The sequence below is a fragment of the Mesorhizobium sp. B2-5-7 genome (genome assembly GCF_006440875.1).
GTDB lineage: Bacteria > Pseudomonadota > Alphaproteobacteria > Rhizobiales > Rhizobiaceae > Mesorhizobium > Mesorhizobium australicum.
Genome location: NZ_VFUO01000012.1, coordinates 1 through 20630 on the forward strand (window position 1 = coordinate 1; position 20630 = coordinate 20630).

The following is a 20630-nucleotide window of genomic DNA, read 5'->3' on the forward strand; positions in this document are numbered from 1 at the left end:
TGTGTCGAAGCCCTCAAAGGCTCCGAACATCGTTCCTCACGACCACGCGCGAAAGGTGCCACCAGAACAGCGCTTACAGTTATCGGGATAGTCGACAACGTTGGAACACCTTGGGTTCACACCCTCCAGGTGGCGGCGCGAATAGGCCCCGAGCTGTCCGGCATTGCTTTGCAAAACTTCTGTGAGGTCGCTCTCGATCTACAAAAACAAAACCCTGTAGATCGACCTCTTCGCTACGCGCTGTCGTTGATACAGGGTTCTGAAATCAAGGTGCCCGACGCGTTATACCTGCAAAGTTTCCTGATGCGAGCCCTGATGGTCGATCCGAGAAACATCGACCTAGTGTCAGCGCTTCTGATCAACATGCGCCATGAGGGGCGGACGATACACGAAAGTCTCATCACCAAGCGCTTGACGTCGATTATAAAAGGCGGCTTGGAGCGCGGCGAGCACTATGAAGTTGCATGGGCGATCTTCCTCATGAAGGGCTTGGCACTGCCGCTGCAGTTGGGCGCCCAAGCTGCTCTTCTTGCGAAGATCGAATGTCCAGCGATCTGCTTGCTCATTCTCGACATGGCATCTCGCGGACTTGCTCCGGAGGCTCCAATCCGGGATTGGGAGCGCCGGGTGAAGGCCGTATCAGCCGACGGTCCCGACTGGTTGCTCGCCTACGAAGGAGTTCGGCATGGTTGGCTGGCAGACATCACTGGCGCTATCAGAGCCGATCCGATGTTGAAGCCCTTCTTTGACCGAAATATCGTCTTTTACGACGATAAGCGGAACGTGCCGACAACCAAGAAAGCGGTGAGAACGCGGCGCGCAAGATCGAAGAGGCTGACAACAGCAATGCTCTGGCGGATCATTACGTCCAAGTACATATAGATCCGACCACCCCGCCAGGGAAACCCAAAGACTGCATCAGGTCGATGCTGGGCTCACATTTTTCCGTCAGAAATTTGGCGCTCCGCATCAGAGTGGTGCGCCGAGTCATCTGGAGGGATGAGCGGTGAACCCGCTGCCTCGTGACCTCATGCAAAGGGAACTGTCGACTCAGCGCATACGGCGCTATGATACGTTGGGTCAGCTCAAAGACTTGCCGGAACCAAACAACCGTTAGCGTGAAGACGATGGACAAATTCAAGAGCTTATCCGACATCGCCACGGGCCAAAGTGATGGGCCGCTCGATCGACTGAGTCGCGGGCTAGAGCTGTCGACCCTCTCAACGGCCATCAGCAACCTTCCGGAATCGACCCTGTCGAAGGCGATCAGCGGGCTGGAGGTGTCGCCGTTCTCGCCGACCATTGCCGAGCTTCAGGCAAAGGGATCGGCCCTATCGCAGACCTTCGCCGAGCTGCAGGCAAGGGGATCGACCCTATCGCCGACCATTGCCGAGCTTCAGGCATCGCCTGGCATGGCATTGATTGCGCGCGCCACCCAGTGGGCAAGCCAACTCGCTAGCACGGGTACGCTCGCGGTGCACATGCCGACTGGCACGCCAAACAAAGAAATCGAGCTAATCCAGCGGGCCGCTACTGGCGTCTTGAGCCTCTCGGCTGAGGTAGGCCGCTTGCGTCTGAGCGCTCTGGGAGCGGAAACTCTGTCCGCTGGGCTGCAGACAACCCGGTTGAAGCTCTCCGCACTGGCTGGTGCTGGAGACGTGCTTGGCTTCGCGGCGAGATCAAGCTTCACAGCCTATGAGGAGCTATTCGGCAACTGGCACACGCGGTCTGATCTGCCAAACCGCTTCTGGAGCGATCCAGAAATGCGCCAACGACACTACCGCGAAGCCAAGGTTGACCCGGGTCTGATCGAGACCACGTCAACTGGTGCGATCGAGGTTGTCATAGAGAGCGGTTTCGCGGCCGGCGCTTCGGAAGCTGGTAGGTCCGTCGCGCTGCTGGACGTTGCGGGGCTGTCCGTTCAGATACGGTCGGCCAATCCCAGAAATGATGCCTTCAGCGCGATAGGCTTCTTTGAGCGCGCGTTGCGGTCCTTCATCTCGAAGAAGATGGAAGCGGTGGGCGGACCGCAGTGGTTCAAGCAGAGGGTTGGGGGCGAAATCCGTAACAAGGCGCGTGATCTTCGCGCGGCGGCGATGGCGAATGGCGAGCGGGATGAAGCGTTGCTTTCTTATCTCGATCTTGGCGACCTGATGGCGATCGTGCTTCGCGCGGATAACTGGAATCAAGCGTTCGGGTACGTCTTTCCAAACGAACAAAGGCTGCGGCTTGACCTACAGGCGCTTATCGCCACTCGCCGTCCGACGATGCATACGCGCGATGTCGATGCGGTGCGTCTCGTCGAGCTGATTTGCATTATCAGCCGCCTTAGCCAATTTATGACCGGCGACGGCGAATGGAAGCGCATCGCCGACTCCGAGGATTGAGGGCTGCTGTTCATCGGTTGGGCGTCCGCACTGTCTAGAGCAAACGTAGTTGGTCACCGGGTGTCGAGCCCAGCGGAAACTTGATCTGCGTGGCGGGCTTCTCGACAATCACCAAAGCGTCGTCCGGTGCCGGATACGGCTGCCAATGAAAGTAGTTGGTCTTGCGAATGTTGGTGGTCCCGTAATCGGCTTTGCCTGTCACTCGCTCCGAAGGTGACGGCATTCCCCTCAGGAGATAGGCCAACTCTCGCCCCCTTCGAGAGCGTTTCGGACCACGGGGCCGGGCCAGTTGGGATAGATGTCAATGGACGGCTCAAGGTTGCCCAAGATGTTCCGCAAGGTACCGGTCCACTGGCGGATGGCCTCTTGCGAAGTGGTGAGGTTGTAGAGGTTACACATCGTTTTAATGTTCCCAACAGACATTGAATTTCAACCAGTTCTCTCATCGCCAGTTGCCCCGGTCCAGTTGCCCCTTGAAATAGATCTTTAAGTGGCTCTTAGTTGAGGTTGGTGGGTTTGGATGTTGGGTTATGCGTTCGGTTGTGAAGTTTCTCGCTGTCGCGTCAGTTATTGTCGCCACATCAAGTTCAGCTAAGGCTCTGGAATACAAGCCGGTATCGTCGCCGGGCGAGCTTCCGTTTCTCATCGTCTCTGGTGAATTTGGGGTCAACGAACCTCTGAATGAGTTTAGCCACGCTGTCACAAGCAGTGGGGCTAGGGTGGTCGTATTCGACTCGCCGGGCGGCAGTATCGGAAGTGCAATGCAGCTTGGACGTTTGATCCGGGCAGCCGGCCTTGATACGCTTCAAGTCCGACAGTTGCAGTGCGCGTCGGCTTGCTCGTTAGCTTACATGGGTGGCGTTCGCCGTGTTGCCGACCCGGGCTCTATTGGTGTTCATCGCTCATCCTTCGCCCCAGAGAACGGAATGTCTACCGACGAGGCTGTGGCCAACGTTCAAGCCGTAACTGCCGATATCATGTCCTACATGTCCGAGATGGGCGTTGACCCCAAGTTGATGGCCGTAGCATTGAGTTACGACAGGTTTGATATGCGATATCTCTCCGCCAGTGAGATGGCTGAACTGCGCGTAACCAACGTTTCTACCACGCCGCCGTCCGTTGACACGTCGCGTGTGTCGCCAACGCCCAGTCCGGCCCCCGCTGAAGCCAGCGCAGACGAGCGGCAGCTAGAGAGCGCGGCGGTAGCATTTATCAAGGGGCTCATCGAGCACCATGGCGACAACGCAGATTTGGCGATCGCTCAGGTTCAAAATTCGTATGCTGGCATCGTCGATTATTACGGAAAGCCAACGGACCTAAGCTCGATCATCGCCGACAAGAGAAGCTATTTCCAACGATGGCCGGAACGGGGATACAATCTCCACGACGAGAGCGTCATAGTCACCTGTGCCAATGAGCGATGCATGGTGTCGGGCACTTATGACTGGGTCGTCCGCAGCCTGCCAAGGCACAAGCAGGCAAAAGGTGTGGCGCGCTTCAGTTACACGATTGCGATTGGGCAGAACCCCAAAATCATCGCTGAGACCAGCAAAGTCATGCGCTGAAAGTTCCGTCAGATTAGTGCCTTCTCAAGCGCCCGTCTCGCAACCTCAAGCCGCGCCTCGTCGCCCCATAAGTCCTCACCAACGCTGCCCGATGAGTGACCCAGAACAATGTCTTGGTCCGACTTTGTGACGCCGGCCAAGCGTAGTCGGTCTTTCATGAGGTGGCGAAGCGAGTGGGTGGTAGCCTTTGGGTCCGTCACGCAGGCCCGAACGTGCTTGCCCAAGGCAGCAGATGCTGAGGAGGCGCCTTTGGGACGCCCGTAGGTCGGAAAGAGCATCGTTGCGCTGCCGGCAGCCTTGACGGCTTCCTTTGCGGCCTCCAGCGCGCGACCTCTCAACGGCACATTCCGCCGCGATACGGCATTCTTAATGCGGCGGTCATCGTGCCACTCAACCGTGATGTGCGGGACGACGTGGTCAACATGCACGTCCGCAACGCGAAGACCTGAGACCTCGGCGAGGCGGCATCCGGTACCAGCGAGGATTGCCCAGATGTGTTGAAGGTCTGCCTTCGCATGGTACGCAATGCGGGCGGTTACCCCGCAGTGTATCGCGCGGTGTATCTCTGGGGAAGCGGAAACCCGGGCAATCCTTGGGTTTCAAGACATTTCTGGATTAAGTGGCTCCCCGGGCCGGAGATGAACTAGCGCTTGCAAAGCGAGCCACAGTGGAGGACTCGGCTACAGTTCGAGTTTTGTGGCCGCGCTCTGTGAAATTTCACAGACCTATTTTCTGCAAAGTGCACAGGAAGCGCCGACAAATCCCCGCCAGTTGTTTGAACGGTTCCCGACCTTATGTCGCGAAACCGCCGCCGGTTGCGCCATCTTATGGTGCGCCCGTCGAGCGAGGCCACCCAGCCTACGAAGTCAGCTGTGAGCCACAGTGATCTTCAATGCACGATGGCCCACGCTTTCCGCGGCGCAGCGCTGCGTGAGCTCCTGCTGCGGGCGGCGATGGCACGGGAATTGCGGCACGGGGGGTGCGGCGCTTGACCGGAGAGCCGCGACGGGAGAAGCGCCGCAACGTGCCGGGGGTGCCGGCGCCGCGGGCGTCCTGCCGTTCATGTTTGATTGGAGCCCACCCATGTCCAGGCTGAATGCCGCCCTTGTCACAGTAATCGCTTTGTTGGCCCTAGCTTTGTTCGCGCTGGGAGCGCTGAAACAACATCTGGATACGGCCGAGGACCTGCAATGTGTGGAGGACCAACGCCTGATAGCGGCTGACTTGCGCATACGCATTCCACAGCGGCGCGACGCCCTCCTCAACGACCCAGCCTCGCCAATTGCGGGCAATCCGGATGGCGATATCGCTGTGGTCTCGTTCTTCGACTACAACTGCGGCGTTTGCCGGGCGGCAGCTCTCGATCTACAGGAGGCCCTCAGCAATGATCCCAATGTGAAGCTTGTGTTCAAGGAACTCCCAGTCCTGGGGCCAGCATCCAAATTTGCAGCGCGCGCAGCGCTCGCGTCGTACAAACAGGGGAAGTATCAGGCGTTCCATCTCGCCCTCATGGCTTTCCCCGGCTTCCTCAACCAGCGCACCACCTTAGCCGTTGCAGAGCGGGTGGGCCTCGATCTCGAGCAGCTGAAGCGGGACATGCAAGACCCAGCCATCGCAAATGCCATCACACGCAATTTCGCACTCGCCAAAGATCTGTATATCGAGGGCACACCGGCGTTGGTGGTCGGCGACGAAGTAATCCCAGGGGAAGTGGGGATGGCCCGACTGCAACGCTCCATTGCTGATGCCCGCGCCTAGGCAAATCTTCGACAGCTGCAAAAGTGCCGTTCTGACCGAGGGTCTCGGGATCGTCTTTGGGAGCTGGGGTTTTGATGTGCTCCTGAGCGCCTTCTTCGCGGTTGGCTTCTTGACCAGACCGGAACGCGGGGCGCGAGCGCGACGCCGGACATGGCGCCGTCTCCCGGCGTGCGGCTATCACCCAAGATTCCGGCGGCCGCGATCTCGCTCCTGGACGCTCTCCCCGTTACGCGGCAAGGGGCGCCGAGAGGTGGAAATTCACGGCTCTGCGGCGTCGACCATATCCACGCGTCCAGGCGCAAGGATCGATGGTATCACATCAGCTGCGGTGCCGACCACCAGTCCTGAATCCCGCGCGCCTGAAGGCGCGCGCCGGGTGCTCGTGCACCGAGCCCGCTTTTCTTCGCAAGGCTCAGGCGGTCTCGGCCATCCGGCTTCGCCCCCTGGCTTGGGCCGCCTTTCGGCTGCGCACGGCCGCCGGCCGATCGGCCGGCGTGGTCTGTCTTTTAGGCCGTCCCCGGGTGCGCGCGGTGGGCGGCTCTCCCTTCTAGGCCCGCCGCGGCATCCCGCAACCCTTCGCTGCGCTTCGGGTCCTCCTCTGCGTTCCGGTCCTTCGGATGCGGTCCGCCTTTCACGGCGGGCCTTTCCGGTCGTTTTCGCCGCCCACCCCGCTTCCGGGGGAGGGCGCGATTTGGCGAGCGGAGGACCAGGGCATGCGTTCAACCAACAAACGTTCCGGCAGCCGAAAGGCTGGCGCAAGCAGGGGCGGGCGCGCAGGCGCCAGCCTTTATCAAGAGATCACGGACCGCATCATTGCCGAGCTCGAGCGCGGCATCGTGCCATGGGTCAAGCCCTGGGGAAACGCAAAGGCAGGCCTCGGCCTGCCCAGGAATGCGGCCACCGAGCGCCGCTATTCCGGCATCAATATCCTGATCCTGTGGGGCGCGGTCATCGAGCGCAGCTATGCCTGCCAGAACTGGCTGACCTTCCGGCAGGCGCTTGCCCTTGGCGGCAATGTCAGGAAAGGCGAGCGCGGCACGACCATCGTTCACGCCGACCGCTTTGTTCCGCAAAACGAAAAGGAACGCGCCAAGGTCGATGGCGACGAACCACAGGCGGTGCCCTTCCTGAAGCGCTTCACCGTCTTCAACGTCGCGCAGTGCGAGAACCTGCCCGGACATCTCCATGCCGCCGCCGAACCGCTGCCGCAGCGCCAGATCATCCCGCAGGCCGAGGCGCTCATTCGTGCAACCGGCGCTGATGTCCGCATCGGCGGCGATCGCGCTTTCTACATGCCGGACTGCGACTTCATTCAGGTGCCGCCGCAACCGGCCTTCTTTCAGCAGATCAACTATTACCGGACCTGCTTTCACGAGCTTGGCCACTGGACCGGCCACCCGACGCGCCTTGCGCGCGACCTCTCCGGCTCGTTCGGCTCCAAGGCCTATGCGCGCGAGGAACTGGTCGCTGAAATCTGCGCAGCCTTCGTCTGCAGCACTATGGGCATCGAGCCGACCGTGCGCCATGCCGATTATATCGGCTCATGGCTGAGCGTGCTGCGCGAGGACAATCGCGCCATCTTCCGCGCCGCCAGCCATGCCTCGAAAGCCGCCGATCTCCTGCTCGGCTTCAATGCCGACGTGGAAGGCGAGGCGGATGCCGAGATCGCCGCATGAGCGCGCTTCGTCGCCCTACGCGAGAGCCTTGCGCTTCTGACGGCGCGCGATGCGGCCGCGCGGAAACCCCTTGAATACCGGCCTGTTGGTCAACCCGCCGTCAATCACGAACCGTTTTGAAGGAACGCCGCAATGATCCTCATCACTGACGAACTGCGCCTTCTTCTGCTCGCCAATGGCGCTGCCGAGACCGAAGCCGACCATGTTCCGGTCGTGAAACTGTTCAATCCGCTGGGCGCCGCCACCTGGCTCCTGAGCGAGCTCGATGCTGATGGCGATACACTCTTCGGCCTCTGTGATCTCGGATTGGGCTTCCCCGAACTCGGCAGCGTCAGCCTTGCCGAGCTCCAAACCGTGAAGGGACCGCTTGGCCTCGGCATCGAGCGCGACCTTTATTTCAAGGCGCGGTTTCCGCTCTCGGTCTATGCCGAAGCCGCTCGCCTATGCGGCCACATCACCGAGGCCGAAGGGCTCTTGCGGCAGGCCGCCGCCGCCCTCTCGCTTTCCCTTCCCGAGCTTCCGTCCGACCGGGCGGAACAATAGCGCCCTCCGGCGCAAAACCGTCGCGCCGCTCGGCCAGCGGCCTCGCGGTCAGGCAATTTCGGCCATAGCAAAGGAGAAAGACCATGCAGCTTGCCCACGTTTCCATCGACCAATTGAGCATCGCCGCCGCCAACATGCGGCATTCCAAACGCGCGCCCGACATCGCCGACATCCTGCCCTCGGTGCGGGCGCGCGGCGTCCTTGTTCCGCTTCTGGTGCGGCCCAACGGCTCGCCCGACACCTTCGAGATCGTCGCCGGGCGCCGACGCTATTTCGCGGCCAAGACCGTTGCCGACGAGCGCGGCAAGGCCGCGCCGCTGCCATGCGCCATCATGGAGGATGGCGACGACGCCGACGCGCTCGAAGCCTCCCTGATTGAAAATATCGCCCGCCTCGATCCCGACGAGGTCTCGCAATGGGAAACCTTTTCCCGCCTCATCAGGGAAGGTCGCACAATCGCCGATATCGCGGCCACGTTCGGCCTCACCGAGCATCAGGTGAAGCGGATTCTGGCGCTCGGCGAGCTTCTGCCCAGGATTCGCGAAGCCTATCGCCGCGAGGAAATCGACGCCGAGACGGTGCGCCATCTCACCATGGCCTCGAAGGCGCAGCAGAAGGACTGGCTGGCGCTCTTTGCCGATCCCGACAACCGCGCGCCGCGCGGCTGGCAATTGAAGCAATGGCTGTTCGGCGGCCAGTCGATCTCGACCAAGGTGGCGCTGTTCGCCATCGAGGACTATCCCGGCCTGATCGTCTCCGATCTGTTCGGCGAGGAAAGCTATTTTGCCGACGCCGACCTGTTCTGGCTCAAGCAGAATGAGGCGATAGCCGCCACGCGCAACGCCTTTCTTGAGGCCGGATGGAGCGAAGTGATCGTGCTCGAACCGAGTCAACATTTTCACGCATGGGACCACGAAAAGACGCCGAAGAAGAAGGGCGGCAAGGTCTTTATATCAGTCTCGCATCGCGGCGAGGTCGCGTGTCACGAGGGCTGGCTGTCGCACAAGCAAGCCCGCCGCGCCCGAGCCAATGGCGAGGCCGCAGAGGCCGAGACCCCGGACAAACCCTCGCGGCCCGAAGTCACTGGACCGATGCAGAATTATGTCGATCTGCACCGTCATGCCATCGTGCGCTTGGCGCTCCTTGACCGTCCGGCCGCAGCCCTTCGCCTGATGGTGGCACATGCGATTGCCGGCTCAAGCCTGTGGCAGGTGCGTACCGAGCCGCAGCGCGCCGCCAACGAAATCGTGGCGGCAAGCCTTTCAGCCTGCAAGGCCGAAACCGCCTTCACGGATAAGCGGCGCGAGGTCCTGGCGCTGCTTGGAGAACCGGACGAGGGTGGCGCGGTCGCTGGCCGCAATGGCGGCGACTTCGGCACGGCAAGCCTGTTTGCGCATTTGCTGACGCTGTCCGACGATGATGTGATGCGCGTTCTCGGCATCGTCATGGCCGAGACGCTTGAGGCCGGCAGTGCCGTCATCGAGGCGCTCGGCAATCATCTCAATGTCGACACCGCCGCTTGCTGGCAACCGGACGACGCCTTCTTCGACCTGTTGCGCGACAGGGAAATTGCCAATTCGATGCTTGCCGAAATCGGCGGCAAGCATGTCGCGGACGGCAATGTCGCTGAGAAGGTGAAGACGCAAAAGACAATCATCCGCGACTTTCTGTCCGGCGAAAACGGCAGGCAAAAGGTCGAGGCCTGGCTGCCGCGCTGGATGAAATTCCCGGTCGAAAGCTACACGGATCGAGGCGGCTTGCGCACCGCCGATCAATGGGCACGGGTCCGCTCCCTGTTCGACTGCCAATAGCCCGTCAAGCTGGGCGGCGGCTGCCAGGATGGCCGCCGCTCGGCATCGCACCCCGGTCGCAATGGCCGCATGTTCGTGACCTTTGCCCCCCGTTTCCAGCGGCACAATCCAGCCCGGCAAACCACCTTGGTCCCGCAGGTCGTTCAGCCCGTCGGATGCCTGCCCTGGCGCCCGACCCGTGGGGCACGATCTCGATCGGCATGGCGCGGCATCAGCCGCAGTCCCGCAATCCTCTCCTGCTTGGCTTGGCTGCAGCGACCGCGCTCGCCACGATCTCCATGCTCCCTGCCAGGACCATCCCCTGCGGCTGGCTTGTCGACCTATGGACGGGTCCGGCCGCCCGAAACCCTCGCCAGCAGCTTTTTTCCCCGCCGCCTGCGGCGGCTTCCTCGCGCCGCTCCGCTTCAAAAAAGCCGCCTGCTCGGGTCCTCCGCTGGCGCTGCGGCCCTGTCAGGTTCAGGCGCTCCGGACGCATCCATCACGGTCCGCCATCGCAGGGGATGGTCCCCGGCGACAGCAAAAGGAGACTTCGAAATGACCGCGATCGGTTACGTCAACAAGCAGGAAAACGGCGCCTACAAGGGCCAGCTCAAGACCCTCAGCGTCCGCGCCGACATCGACATCATCCCCAACCAGGCCAAGAGCGCCGACAACCATCCCGACTACAGGGTGCTGACGCAAGGGGTCGAAGTTGGCGCCGGCTGGATCCGCACCGGCGAGACCTCCGGCAAGGATTATGTGAGCCTGTCGATTGCCGCGCCGGAGTTCGGACCGCGCAAGCTCTACGCCAATCTGGGCCGCGCCGCCGGCCAGGACGATGACGACACCTACGCCATCATCTGGAACCCGGCCGACTGATCGGGCTCATCGGAGCCCCGCGCCGCAGCCGGCGCGGGGCTCTTGCCACAGAGCGGCGAAAACTCGCCCCCAACTCTTCGCCCGTCCCCAAGACGACCTCGCCCCCCCATCCTCGTCTCGCTCGCAAGCCAAACGAGGATCATCATGGACAACGAAAACGAACGCGCCGCCCGCGCCAAAAAGGGCAGTCCGTTTCTCAACACAGCCCAAGCCGCCTTCTACATAGGGCTCTCCCAGCGCACGCTGGAAAAGATGCGGCTCAAGGGCGGCGGCCCGAAATTCCGCAAGCATGGCCGCTACGTCCGCTACCACATCGACGAGCTCGACGACTGGTCGAAAGGCCGCCATAACCAGACCCATTCCAACGATGGAGGCCGTTCATGAGCCGGCCTCCTTCCATCGGTCTGACCGGCAGCCGCCTGCGCCGTGCTCGGGCGACAAAGGCGATCGCCGCGACCGCGATTGCCCTTGGCCTGGTTGCCTTCGGCCCCCTTGCAAACCCATCGCCCTTCTTGATCTGGAACGCCTCGGCGAGCGCGCCGGTTGGCCTCTATCGCGTCGTGGCGGGAGCGCCAGCACGCGGCGACCTGGTGCTCGCCGGCGCACCGGATGCCATTGCCGGCCTCGCTGCCGAACGCGGCTATCTCCCGAACGGCGTTCCCCTTGTAAAGCACATTGCCGCGCTGCCGCACGAACGTGTCTGCGCCTTCAACGAGGCGATCATCATCGGCGGCAAGATCGTCGCACGTCGGCTAGTTACCGACACCCAAGGCCGTCCGCTGCCCTGGTGGAGCGGCTGCCGCGCGCTCGCTGACGACGAATTCTTCGTGCTGAACGGCGAGGCACCGCGCTCTTTCGACAGCCGCTATTTCGGGCCGGTCCGAGCCACCAACATCATCGGGAGGCTCGCGCCGCTATGGACCGAGTAGCCCTCCTGATGCTTGGCATGATCGCTGTCGCGCCATGCGCCTGTTCCGCCTCGACCGGCGCTGAGCCGGTCGCCATCTCCCATAGTCCGCAGCTTGGAAAATGGCGGCACTTCGTTGCCGAAGCAAGCAAGCGTTTCCGTGTTCCCGAGGCCTGGATCTACGCGGTGATCGATGCCGAAAGCGGCGGCAAGACGATGCTCCACGGCCGGCCGATCACCTCGCGCGCCGGTGCCATGGGCCTCATGCAGGTGATGCCGGAAACCTATCAGGACATGCGCGCGCAATACGGACTGGGCGCCGATCCCCACGATCCGCACGACAACATTCTGGCCGGCACTGCCTATCTCCGCGCCATGTATGACCGCTTCGGGTTCCCCGGGCTGTTTGCCGCTTACAACGCCGGACCCGAGCGCTACCAGGCGCATCTGAAGCGCGGCACGCCGCTGCCGAAAGAGACCGTCGACTACCTCAAGCAGCTCCGGGCTGCCGGAGTTTCGCGAACCGACATCGAGCAGTTCAAGGGCAAATCTGTCGCTCCGGACAGGCAAGATGCACCCTCGGGGCGCTCGCTGTTTTTCCCGCAAAATGGTGGTCGCGCTTTTGCGCGAAACGGCGATCTCTTCGTGCCGCTGGGGAGGGATGTCGCACATGTCAAAGAGCCGGAACGCTAGCAATGGGGGGCCGGACGCGTCCAAAGGGGTGGGGCGCGGAAGGCAAGATAAAGGCACCGCCTCCCAGGGCCGGCGAAGTGTCTGTCTGCACATCATTTTTGCCGGAGGCACCCTCCAGCGTCAGGAGAACTTCGGAGCGCAAATGGCTGATTCGACTCTGTTCCAGGCGCAGGCCAAGCATGAGGGATGACGAGTTCAGACCGAAGCTCGGGAAGATTGGCTCCCGTGGTTCGAAGGCCGGCAAACGCTTTGCCGGCCAGGTGCGGGCGGCGATCAACCGAGCTGGTGGCCGGCCCCAGCGTGGTGGGCGCTTCGCGGGCAGCAGGATAGGCCGGGGTGGGGCGACGGCCGCGCTGCTGAAATCACGCGATCGCCATGCAGCCTTCCGCCAGCGCCGGGTCGTCGTCAAGGCGCGTGTCGTCAAGCTGGCCGGCAAGAGCGCGGACGGGGCGCGTGCGCATCTGCGCTACATCCAGCGCGACGGCGTCACCCGGGACGGCGCGCCTGGCCAGCTCTACGGCGCCGACAGCGATTGCGTCGCTGGCAAGGACTTCCTCGATCGTGCCGATGGCGATCGCCATCAATTCCGCTTCATCGTCGCACCCGAGGACGGCATCGAATTTGACGACCTCAAGCCACTGACGCGGCGGCTCATGGCACAGATGGAGGAGGATCTCGGCACGAAGCTCGACTGGGTTGCCGTGGACCATTTCAATACCGGCCATCCGCACACCCACATCATCGTGCGTGGCAAGGACGATCGCGGCGAGAATCTTGTTATAGCGCGAGAATACATCTCGAGCGGCATCCGCGAGCGCGCCGCCGAGCTGGTCAGCCTCGATCTCGGTCCGCGCACCGACCACGAGATCGAGCATCGCCTGCGCCAGGAAATGCAGCAGGAACGCTTCACCAGCATCGACCGCCGCCTGCTGCAGCTGCGTGACGACAGTGGGCTGGTTTCGCTGGATAGCCGCGACGCGTTTCGACAGACCTTGCACCAGGGGCGCCTGCGCAAGCTCGAGCGGATGCATCTGGCGGAAGAGATCGCCCCGCGCCGCTGGCGGCTCGACGACGGGCTTGAAGCGACGCTGCGCCGCATCGGCGAACGCGGCGACATCATCAAGACCTTGCATCGCGAACTGACGGGCAGGGGGATCGCCCGCAGTGCCGCCGACTGCGTGATCCACGATGGATCCGGCGAGCAGGCCGCCCCTGTCGTCGGCCGCGTTGTCGCGCGCGGGCTGGCCGACGAGCTCAGCGACCGGCATTACCTCATCGTCGACGGTGTGGATGGCAAAACCCGATACATCGACATCGGCAAGGGCGAGGCGACAGAGCCGACGCCCGACGGCTGCATCGTGCGTGTCACGCCGAGGAACACACAGCCCAGGCTGGTTGACCGCACAGTGGTCGAAATCGCGGCTGCCCATGACGGCCGCTACAACATCGACATTCATCTGAAGCACGATCCGGCCGCCACCGACCGCTTCGCCGATACGCATGTCCGCCGGCTGGAGGCAATCCGGCGCGCTATCGGGGGCGTGGAGCGCGAGCCCGACGGCACCTGGATCATCGCGCCGGATCATCTCGATCGTGTCGTCGCCTACGAGCGCCAGCAGGCCAGGACCCAGCCGGTCACGGTCGACAAGCTCTCATCGATGCCGCTGGAGCGGCAGGTTGGCTTTGACGGCGCGACCTGGATCGACAGCCAGCTTGTCTCCGAGGCATCAGAGAGGTTGCGCAATTCGGGCTTCGGCCGTGAAGTGCAGGAGGCGCGGAGCCGCCGGCAGCAGTGGCTGATCGCGCAGGGCCTTGCTCATGAGGAGCAGGATCGGATCATCTATCGCGCCAACATGGTTTCGATCCTCCGCCAGCGGGAGTTGAACCGTGTTGCCGGTCAACTGTCGGAAGAGCTTGGCCTGTCCTATGCCGAAACGCGGCCCGGTCATCGCGTAGAGGGCACGCTCCGCCGGTCAGTTGAACTCGCCAGCGGCAAATACGCCGTTATCGAGAAATCGCGAGAGTTCACGCTCGTACCATGGCGGCCGGTTCTCGAGCGGCATGTCGGCAAAGAGGTTTCCGGCCTGGTGCAGCGCGAGGGCATCTCTTGGAACATCGGTCGGCAAAGGAGTGGGCCCAACGTCTCGTGACCTGCGCAGCTATACGAACGCGGTCTGCCTTCGATCGGCCCGGGCAAGACTTCGACAAGGTGCTCCGAGCCTGCTTGCATCGGCAGCGAAAAATGGGGCTGATAGCCACCCGATTCGCATCGGCATCGATCTTTGATGCACGATCCCAAATCGACTGACGCAGACGACGGGAATGCGCTGGGCAGCAGAGGAAGGTAGCAATGCAAATGATCCTTAGGGCCATCGGCAGAGCCTGGCATTCGGCCTTGTCTAAGATCGACACAGCGCGGTTGCGGCGGCAGCGTCGGCGACTCGGCGACGTTGCCACGGCTGAATTTCAGCGGCCGAAACTCCGCACCGCCGAACACTCCGCGACTAAGTCGGCCACCGGGCCATCCTCTCCGCGACACGCGGCGGTCCCCATGATGGACAGCTTGCAGGGACAATCTGCGCGGCCGCGAAGGTCGAAAAAGCACTGAACATGGCCGCAAATTGCGCCAATCGCTGACGAATTTGACAGCTTACTAACTCTCCGAGACGGGTGAGTTGAGGTCAGGAGACCTGCAGAGCCGAGATCAACGATCCGTCTCGCCGGATGTCAAAAGACATGCTCGCCTATCCGCTGGCTGGATGGCAGCTATCCCAAAAATCGATTTTACCTGTTTTGCAGAATTCTACTACGGAGGCTGAGCGCTTGGCGCGTTCCCTTCGAGCCGACTGAGGCTACCGGGAAGAATTCGGAGACGAAGTCATGTGCGGGATTGTTGGCATTGTCGGGCATCAGCCGGTGTCGGAGCGGTTGGTCGACGCGTTGAAGCGGCTCGAATATCGCGGCTATGACTCAGCCGGCCTTGCCACCATTTGCGAGGGCTCGCTGCACTCCCGGCGCGCGAAGGGCAAGCTTGTCAACCTCGAGAGAAGGTTGAAGGAAGAGCCGCTGAGTGGGATCGTCGGCATCGCACACACGCGTTGGGCGACCCACGGCGCACCCACCGAGCGCAACGCGCACCCGCACATTGCGGAGGGTGTGGCCGTGGTTCACAACGGCATCATCGAGAATTTCGCCGAGTTGAAGGATGAACTCGCGGCGGCGGGCGCCGAGTTCCAGACCGATACCGACACCGAGGTTGTCGTACATCTCTTGGCACGATACCGCCGTGAGGGCATGGGGAGGGGTGAGGCAATGCATGCCATGCTGAAGCGCGTCAGGGGTGCCTATGCGCTTGCTGTTCTCTTTGAGGATGATCCGTCCACCATCATGGCGGCGCGCAATGGACCCCCATTGGCGATCGGTCATGGCGTCGGCGAGATGTTCCTGGGCTCCGACGCGATCGCGCTTGCTCCCTTCACAAATGCGGTCACGTATCTCGTCGACGGCGACTGGGCCGTTATCGGCAAGACAGGAGTCGACATCTTCAATTTCGATGGCCATCCCGTCGAGCGTCCGCGCCAGACTTCCCTTGCCGGGGCATATCTGGCTGATAAGGGCAAGTATCGCCATTTCATGGAGAAGGAAATTCATGAGCAGCCCGAGGTTGTCGCCCGTGCGCTCGGTTATCACACCAGCTTCGAAGGGAATCGCGCCGACACGACGTCTTGCATAGATTTCGCCGGCATCCCGAGCCTGGCGATCTCGGCTTGCGGCACCGCCTATCTGGCTGGACTTATCGCAAAATACTGGTTCGAGCGCTATGCGCGCCTGCCGGTCGAAATCGACGTCGCGTCCGAATTCCGCTACCGGGAGATCCCGTTGCCGCCGCAGTCGGCGGCTCTCTTCATTTCGCAGTCCGGTGAAACCGCCGACACGCTCGCATCCCTGAGATACTGCAAGGCGCGTGGGCTGAAGACCGGCGCTGTCGTCAACAGCCGGGAATCGAGCATCGCGCGGGAGGCCGACGCCGTCTTCCCGATCTTCGCCGGCCCGGAGATCGGCGTTGCCTCCACCAAGGCGTTCACCTGCCAGCTTGTGGCTCTAGCCACACTCGCCATTGGCGCTGCCAGGGCCCGTGGAACGGCAACGCAAGATGAGGCAAAGGCGCTCGTCACGAGTCTTGCCGAAATGCCGGGCGTCATGGGCCGGGTCCTGAACAGCATCAAGCCAGATGTCGAGCTCCTATCGCGCGAACTGTCAAAATTTCATGACGTCCTGTATATCGGCCGCGGCACCAGTTTCCCGCTGGCAATGGAAGGTGCGCTGAAGCTCAAGGAGATATCCTACATCCATGCCGAGGGATATGCGGCTGGTGAATTGAAGCATGGTCCGCTCGCACTGGTCGACGAAAACATGCCAGTGATCGTCATCGCGCCACATGATCGCTTTTTCGACAAGACCGTCTCGAACATGCAGGAAGCGGCCGCCAGAGGCGGTCGGATTATCCTCATCACGGATGAGAAAGGGGCCGCTGCTTCGAAACTCGACACGATGCACACGATCGTGCTGCCGGTAGTCGACGAGATTATCGCGCCAATGATCTTTGCGCTGCCGATACAGCTTCTTGCGTATCACACGGCGGTCTTGATGGGCAAAGATGTCGACCAGCCGCGCAATCTCGCAAAATCGGTTACCGTCGAATGATGGTCACGGCCCTTCGATAGAAATGCACTTCGGCTGAACGAGCAGTCGGACGTTATCGTCGAGGCCTTAATAGCTCCGGCTAATCCTTGTGACGAGCCCGGCGCTGCTCCTCATCGCACCTGGTCGTGCGTAGTGTGCATTTCAGTTCACATCGCGGCGCGCGATGCTTGCCCCGGTGTTCGAAACAGCGGAGCAAGCCAATGACGCCCACGAAGTTGCTGATTGGGCAGATCGTCGTCGTATTCGCAATCGTCATGCTCGGCGTGTGGACGGCCACGCAGTGGTGCGCGCACATGCTGGGCCATCAGCCGCCACTCGGCGCGCCGTGGTTTGTTGCGGCTGGCTGGCCGATCTACAAGCCGTGGAAACTGTTTGAATGGTGGTACCATTTTGACGCCTATGCGCCCGAGGTCTTCGATAAGGCCGGTGCGCTCGCCGGCGCGAGTGGGTTCGTGGGCTGTGCCGCCGCCATCGGCGGTTCGCTGTGGCGCGCGCGACAGCTCGGATCGGTGACGACCTATGGCTCGTCAAGGTGGGCAACGACTCAGGAGATCGTGACGGCAGGGCTGTTTCGGCCGGCCGGGGTTTTCCTAGGCAAGCTGAAGGATCGCTATCTGCGACATGACGGGCCCGAGCACGTCATGGCCTTTGCCCCAACACGTTCAGGCAAGGGCGTCGGACTGGTTGTTCCAACTCTTCTGTCCTGGACCGGTTCGGCGGTCATTCATGATATTAAGGGCGAGAATTGGCAGTTGACCTCCGGCTGGCGGTCGAAATTCTCCTATTGCCTTCTATTCAATCCAACTGATCCTAGGTCGGCGCGCTATAACCCGCTGCTTGAGGTACGAAAGGGTCCACAAGAGGTCCGCGATGTTCAGAACATCGCCGACATCCTGGTAGATCCGGAAGGCGCGCTGGACCGCCGGAATCACTGGGAAAAGACAAGTCATTCCCTCCTCGTCGGCGCCGTTTTGCACGTGCTCTATGCCGAAGAGGAGAAGACGCTTGCCCGCGTCGCCACTTTCCTGTCGGACCCGCAACGTTCCTTTTCCGCGACGCTGCAGCAGATGATGACCACCAACCACCTGGGCACGCCCGACAAGCCTGAGGTCCATCCGGTCGTGGCCTCGGCGGCACGTGAGCTGCTGAACAAATCGGAAAACGAGCGTTCTGGTGTTTTGTCGACCGCCATGTCATTTCTCGGGCTCTATCGCGACCCGACGGTCGCGGCGGCAACATCGACCTGCGACTGGCGCATTGTCGATCTCATGGATGCCGAGCGACCGATATCGCTCTACCTGGTCGTGCCGCCGTCGGACATCTCGCGCACCAAGCCCTTGGTGCGCCTGATCCTGAACCAGATCGGCAGACGCCTGACCGAGCGCCTTGAGGGCGATCCAAGCAGGAGTCGCAAACATCGACTCCTCATGATGCTCGACGAATTCCCGGCGCTCGGGCGGTTAGATTTCTTCGAGACCGCGCTCGCCTTCATGGCCGGCTATGGCATTCGCGCATACCTGATCGCGCAATCATTGAACCAGATATCCAAGGCCTATGGCGAGAACAGTGCCATTCTCGACAACTGCCACGTGCGTATTGCCTTTTCCTCCAATGACGAACGCACCGCCAAGCGCATTTCGGATGCGCTCGGCACCGCAACGGAGCTTAGATCGATGCGCAACTATGCCGGCCACCGGCTGGCGCCCTGGCTGTCGCACGTCATGGTCAGCCGGCAGGAAACGGCCCGACCGCTGCTCACTCCTGGCGAGGTGATGCAGCTGCCCCAAACCGACGAGCTGGTGCTGATTTCAGGGCTGCCGCCGTTGCGCGTCCAGAAGCTGCGCTATTATGAGGACCGGAATTTTACCGAACGCGTGCTACCTTCCCCGGTGCTGCGGGACAGCCCTTACGCAGACCGTCCGGCTTCCCGCACGGACGACTGGACTGGACGGGTGCGCAGCGTTGACGGTCGTCTGGCTGCAGGCGACGAAATTGCCGACGCGGCGATCGGGGACGAGGGCGGCGTCCAGCAGCAGCGCCATCCAGCTCTACCGGAACATCAAATCGTGCTTTCTCAAGAAGCTGAGCAGGACGATCTCTTCAAGTCTGTTGACGATGATAGCGAGCCGGTCGCCGACAAACGTGTCATGGATCGGACTTCGACGGCGGCCCGGGTCTACGGCCTCAATGAAGGAAGGGGCGACGACAAGGACATCGTGCCCGGCTTCTGAACGCTGCTTCCTGACGGCGTACCTCAGCGTAGGTAAGGGCGATAAGCGTTTTTGGGCATCTGGAGGATGCTTGTTCCCGTCGCCGGCGCGTAGCGCTGGCTGTTGGAACAAGCCACATGAAGCCCCGCCGCATTCGTCACCAGTTTCTGCTTGAGTTTGAGTTAAGCGAGAAGCTGGACAAACTCAGTCGTGATCCTTCGACCACCAAATCGGCGATCGTCGCCAAGGCAGTAGAAGCCTTCATCGAGCGGCGTGGCAAGAACGAGCTCGACCAACGCTACGGGGTAAGGCTCGACCGTCTTTCTCGCGACCTCGCTCATGTCAGGCGCGACGCCGAGATGACGATGGAGAGCCTGGCGCTCTTCATCCGCTTCTCGATCACGCTTCACGCCCACACGCCGGCCCCGGACAGGGTAACGCAGGCCATCGGCCAGGAGCGCTTCGACAAATTTGTCGAGCAGGTCGGCCGGCAGATCGCTTCCGGGAAGCGGTCGCTTGGCAAAGACAATGGCGGGGGAGAGGAAGGGTGAACTCTCATCCGGAAGCCGATCATCGCCGCCGCGCCATGCTGCGCACCGCCATGGGCCCGGCGATCACCAAAGCGCTTTCAGACCCATCGATCATCGAGGTGATGGTCAATCCCGACGGAGCACTGCGCATCGATCGGCTCGGGGAAGGCTTGGTCGACACAGGCGTGCACATCCATCCTACCGAGGCGGAGCGCATTGTCCGCCTCGTCGCTTCCCACGTGCGCGCCGAAGCGCATGCGGATAATCCGATCGTAAGCGCCGAACTGCCCTCGGGCGAGCGGTTCGAAGGCCTCCTGCCACCTGTGGTGTTGGCGCCATGCTTTGCCATTCGCAAGCCCGCCGCAAAGCTCTACAGCCTAGCCGATTATGTCGCCGACGGGGTCATGCTGCCGCTGCAGGCTGATGCGTTGAAGAAAGCCGTCCGCGAGCAGCGCAACATCCTGGTCGCGGGCGGCACTTCATCGGGCAAGACAACCCTTGCCAATGCGCTGCTGGCCGTGGTCGCCGACTGCCACGAGCGGGTGATCCTGATCGAGGATACGCGCGAACTTCAATGCGCAGCAAAAGACTGCGTTGCGCTGAGGACCAGGCGTGGTTCTGTCACGCTCGCCGATCTCGTGCGTTCGACACTGCGCCTCAGACCCGATCGCATCATCGTCGGCGAGATCAGAGGCGCGGAAGCGCTCGACATGCTGAAGGCATGGAACACTGGTCACCCAGGCGGCATCGCCACCGTTCACGCGAACTCGGCGCGGTCCGCCCTCTACCGCATCGAGCAGCTCGCACAGGAAGCCGTGGTCACCGTTCCCCGCCGGCTCATCGCCGAGGCGATAGACCTGATCGTCTTCATCGCCGGCCGCGGATCCTCGCGCCGCATCGAGACGATCGCCGAGGTCACTGGCCTCGACGGCAGTGGCGACTACGCCGTCACCCAGCTCACGCTTCCGCAACTCCAGCAACTCTGAAA

General features: G+C 62.1%; 17 protein-coding genes. 16 read left to right on the forward strand and 1 reads right to left on the reverse strand.

The window, feature by feature from the left end:
* Both FJ543_RS31670 and FJ543_RS30305 read left to right on the forward strand, forming a co-directional pair.
* Window positions 1–882: hypothetical protein (locus FJ543_RS31670; protein ID WP_176479556.1), on the forward strand; the 882-nt coding region annotated here is incomplete at its 5' end.
* 245 nt (window positions 883–1127) lie between these two features.
* Complete coding sequence (locus FJ543_RS30305) at window positions 1128–2387, forward strand: hypothetical protein (RefSeq protein ID WP_064993416.1); 1260 nt, start codon at window positions 1128–1130, stop codon at window positions 2385–2387.
* A gap of 34 nt (window positions 2388–2421) precedes the next feature.
* Here the strand turns inward: FJ543_RS30305 and FJ543_RS32095 are convergent, their stop codons facing one another.
* Complete coding sequence (locus tag FJ543_RS32095) at window positions 2422–2631, reverse strand: hypothetical protein (RefSeq protein ID WP_224655926.1); 210 nt, start codon at window positions 2629–2631, stop codon at window positions 2422–2424.
* A gap of 286 nt (window positions 2632–2917) precedes the next feature.
* Between FJ543_RS32095 and FJ543_RS30315 the strand changes: the two genes are divergently transcribed.
* From FJ543_RS30315 to trbB, 14 genes are all read left to right on the forward strand, one after another.
* A complete protein-coding gene (locus FJ543_RS30315; RefSeq protein ID WP_064993418.1) occupies window positions 2918–3952 on the forward strand; it encodes a hypothetical protein in 1035 nt (344 codons plus the stop codon).
* Window positions 3953–5035: 1083 nt separating this feature from the next.
* On the forward strand, window positions 5036–5710 hold the full coding sequence (locus tag FJ543_RS30325) for a DsbA family protein (RefSeq protein ID WP_064993420.1): 675 nt from the start codon (window positions 5036–5038) through the stop codon (window positions 5708–5710).
* A gap of 713 nt (window positions 5711–6423) precedes the next feature.
* Window positions 6424–7386: a zincin-like metallopeptidase domain-containing protein gene (locus FJ543_RS30330; RefSeq protein ID WP_064993421.1), complete on the forward strand. Its 963-nt coding sequence runs from the start codon at window positions 6424–6426 to the stop codon at window positions 7384–7386.
* 132 nt (window positions 7387–7518) lie between these two features.
* Window positions 7519–7929, forward strand: a complete 411-nt coding sequence (locus FJ543_RS30335; protein ID WP_064993422.1) for a DUF2958 domain-containing protein — start codon at window positions 7519–7521, stop codon at window positions 7927–7929.
* A gap of 83 nt (window positions 7930–8012) precedes the next feature.
* Window positions 8013–9740: a ParB/RepB/Spo0J family partition protein gene (locus FJ543_RS30340; RefSeq protein ID WP_064993423.1), complete on the forward strand. Its 1728-nt coding sequence runs from the start codon at window positions 8013–8015 to the stop codon at window positions 9738–9740.
* A 534-nt stretch (window positions 9741–10274) separates the two neighbouring features.
* Window positions 10275–10598, forward strand: coding sequence for a DUF736 domain-containing protein (locus FJ543_RS30345; protein ID WP_013533279.1), 324 nt, complete (start codon window positions 10275–10277; stop codon window positions 10596–10598).
* A 144-nt stretch (window positions 10599–10742) separates the two neighbouring features.
* Window positions 10743–10982 carry a helix-turn-helix domain-containing protein gene (locus tag FJ543_RS30350; protein ID WP_064993425.1) on the forward strand — a complete coding sequence of 80 codons (240 nt, stop codon included), beginning with the start codon at window positions 10743–10745 and terminating at the stop codon, window positions 10980–10982.
* Window positions 10979–11527 carry a S26 family signal peptidase gene (locus tag FJ543_RS30355; RefSeq protein ID WP_064993426.1) on the forward strand — a complete coding sequence of 183 codons (549 nt, stop codon included), beginning with the start codon at window positions 10979–10981 and terminating at the stop codon, window positions 11525–11527. The genes FJ543_RS30350 and FJ543_RS30355 overlap by 4 nt, the downstream gene beginning before the upstream one ends.
* Window positions 11515–12198: a lytic transglycosylase domain-containing protein gene (locus FJ543_RS30360; protein ID WP_064993427.1), complete on the forward strand. Its 684-nt coding sequence runs from the start codon at window positions 11515–11517 to the stop codon at window positions 12196–12198. The genes FJ543_RS30355 and FJ543_RS30360 overlap by 13 nt, the downstream gene beginning before the upstream one ends.
* A gap of 179 nt (window positions 12199–12377) precedes the next feature.
* A complete protein-coding gene (rlxS, locus tag FJ543_RS30365) occupies window positions 12378–14348 on the forward strand; it encodes a relaxase/mobilization nuclease RlxS (protein WP_064993429.1) in 1971 nt (656 codons plus the stop codon).
* A 730-nt stretch (window positions 14349–15078) separates the two neighbouring features.
* Window positions 15079–16902 carry a glutamine--fructose-6-phosphate transaminase (isomerizing) gene (glmS, locus tag FJ543_RS30375; protein WP_064993430.1) on the forward strand — a complete coding sequence of 608 codons (1824 nt, stop codon included), beginning with the start codon at window positions 15079–15081 and terminating at the stop codon, window positions 16900–16902.
* 200 nt (window positions 16903–17102) lie between these two features.
* On the forward strand, window positions 17103–19133 hold the full coding sequence (locus FJ543_RS30380; protein WP_064993431.1) for a conjugal transfer protein TraG: 2031 nt from the start codon (window positions 17103–17105) through the stop codon (window positions 19131–19133).
* Window positions 19134–19249: 116 nt separating this feature from the next.
* Window positions 19250–19663, forward strand: coding sequence for a CopG family transcriptional regulator (locus FJ543_RS30385; RefSeq protein ID WP_064993432.1), 414 nt, complete (start codon window positions 19250–19252; stop codon window positions 19661–19663).
* The gene (gene trbB, locus FJ543_RS30390) at window positions 19660–20628 is read left to right on the forward strand and encodes a P-type conjugative transfer ATPase TrbB (protein WP_013533270.1); all 969 of its coding nucleotides are present in this window, start codon (window positions 19660–19662) and stop codon (window positions 20626–20628) included. The genes FJ543_RS30385 and trbB overlap by 4 nt, the downstream gene beginning before the upstream one ends.
* Window positions 20629–20630 lie beyond the last annotated feature (2 nt).

Bases quoted from the DNA above. Each gene is read 5' to 3' on its own strand.
- FJ543_RS30305 (WP_064993416.1), top strand. From the start codon at position 1,128: ATGGACAAATTCAAGAGCTTATCCGACATCGCCACGGGCCAAAGTGAT.
- FJ543_RS30315 (WP_064993418.1), top strand. From the start codon at position 2,918: ATGCGTTCGGTTGTGAAGTTTCTCGCTGTCGCGTCAGTTATTGTCGCC.
- FJ543_RS30325 (WP_064993420.1), top strand. From the start codon at position 5,036: ATGTCCAGGCTGAATGCCGCCCTTGTCACAGTAATCGCTTTGTTGGCC.
- FJ543_RS30330 (WP_064993421.1), top strand. From the start codon at position 6,424: ATGCGTTCAACCAACAAACGTTCCGGCAGCCGAAAGGCTGGCGCAAGC.
- FJ543_RS30335 (WP_064993422.1), top strand. From the start codon at position 7,519: ATGATCCTCATCACTGACGAACTGCGCCTTCTTCTGCTCGCCAATGGC.
- FJ543_RS30340 (WP_064993423.1), top strand. From the start codon at position 8,013: ATGCAGCTTGCCCACGTTTCCATCGACCAATTGAGCATCGCCGCCGCC.
- FJ543_RS30345 (WP_013533279.1), top strand. From the start codon at position 10,275: ATGACCGCGATCGGTTACGTCAACAAGCAGGAAAACGGCGCCTACAAG.
- FJ543_RS30350 (WP_064993425.1), top strand. From the start codon at position 10,743: ATGGACAACGAAAACGAACGCGCCGCCCGCGCCAAAAAGGGCAGTCCG.
- FJ543_RS30355 (WP_064993426.1), top strand. From the start codon at position 10,979: ATGAGCCGGCCTCCTTCCATCGGTCTGACCGGCAGCCGCCTGCGCCGT.
- FJ543_RS30360 (WP_064993427.1), top strand. From the start codon at position 11,515: ATGGACCGAGTAGCCCTCCTGATGCTTGGCATGATCGCTGTCGCGCCA.
- rlxS (WP_064993429.1), top strand. From the start codon at position 12,378: ATGAGGGATGACGAGTTCAGACCGAAGCTCGGGAAGATTGGCTCCCGT.
- glmS (WP_064993430.1), top strand. From the start codon at position 15,079: ATGTGCGGGATTGTTGGCATTGTCGGGCATCAGCCGGTGTCGGAGCGG.
- FJ543_RS30380 (WP_064993431.1), top strand. From the start codon at position 17,103: ATGACGCCCACGAAGTTGCTGATTGGGCAGATCGTCGTCGTATTCGCA.
- FJ543_RS30385 (WP_064993432.1), top strand. From the start codon at position 19,250: ATGAAGCCCCGCCGCATTCGTCACCAGTTTCTGCTTGAGTTTGAGTTA.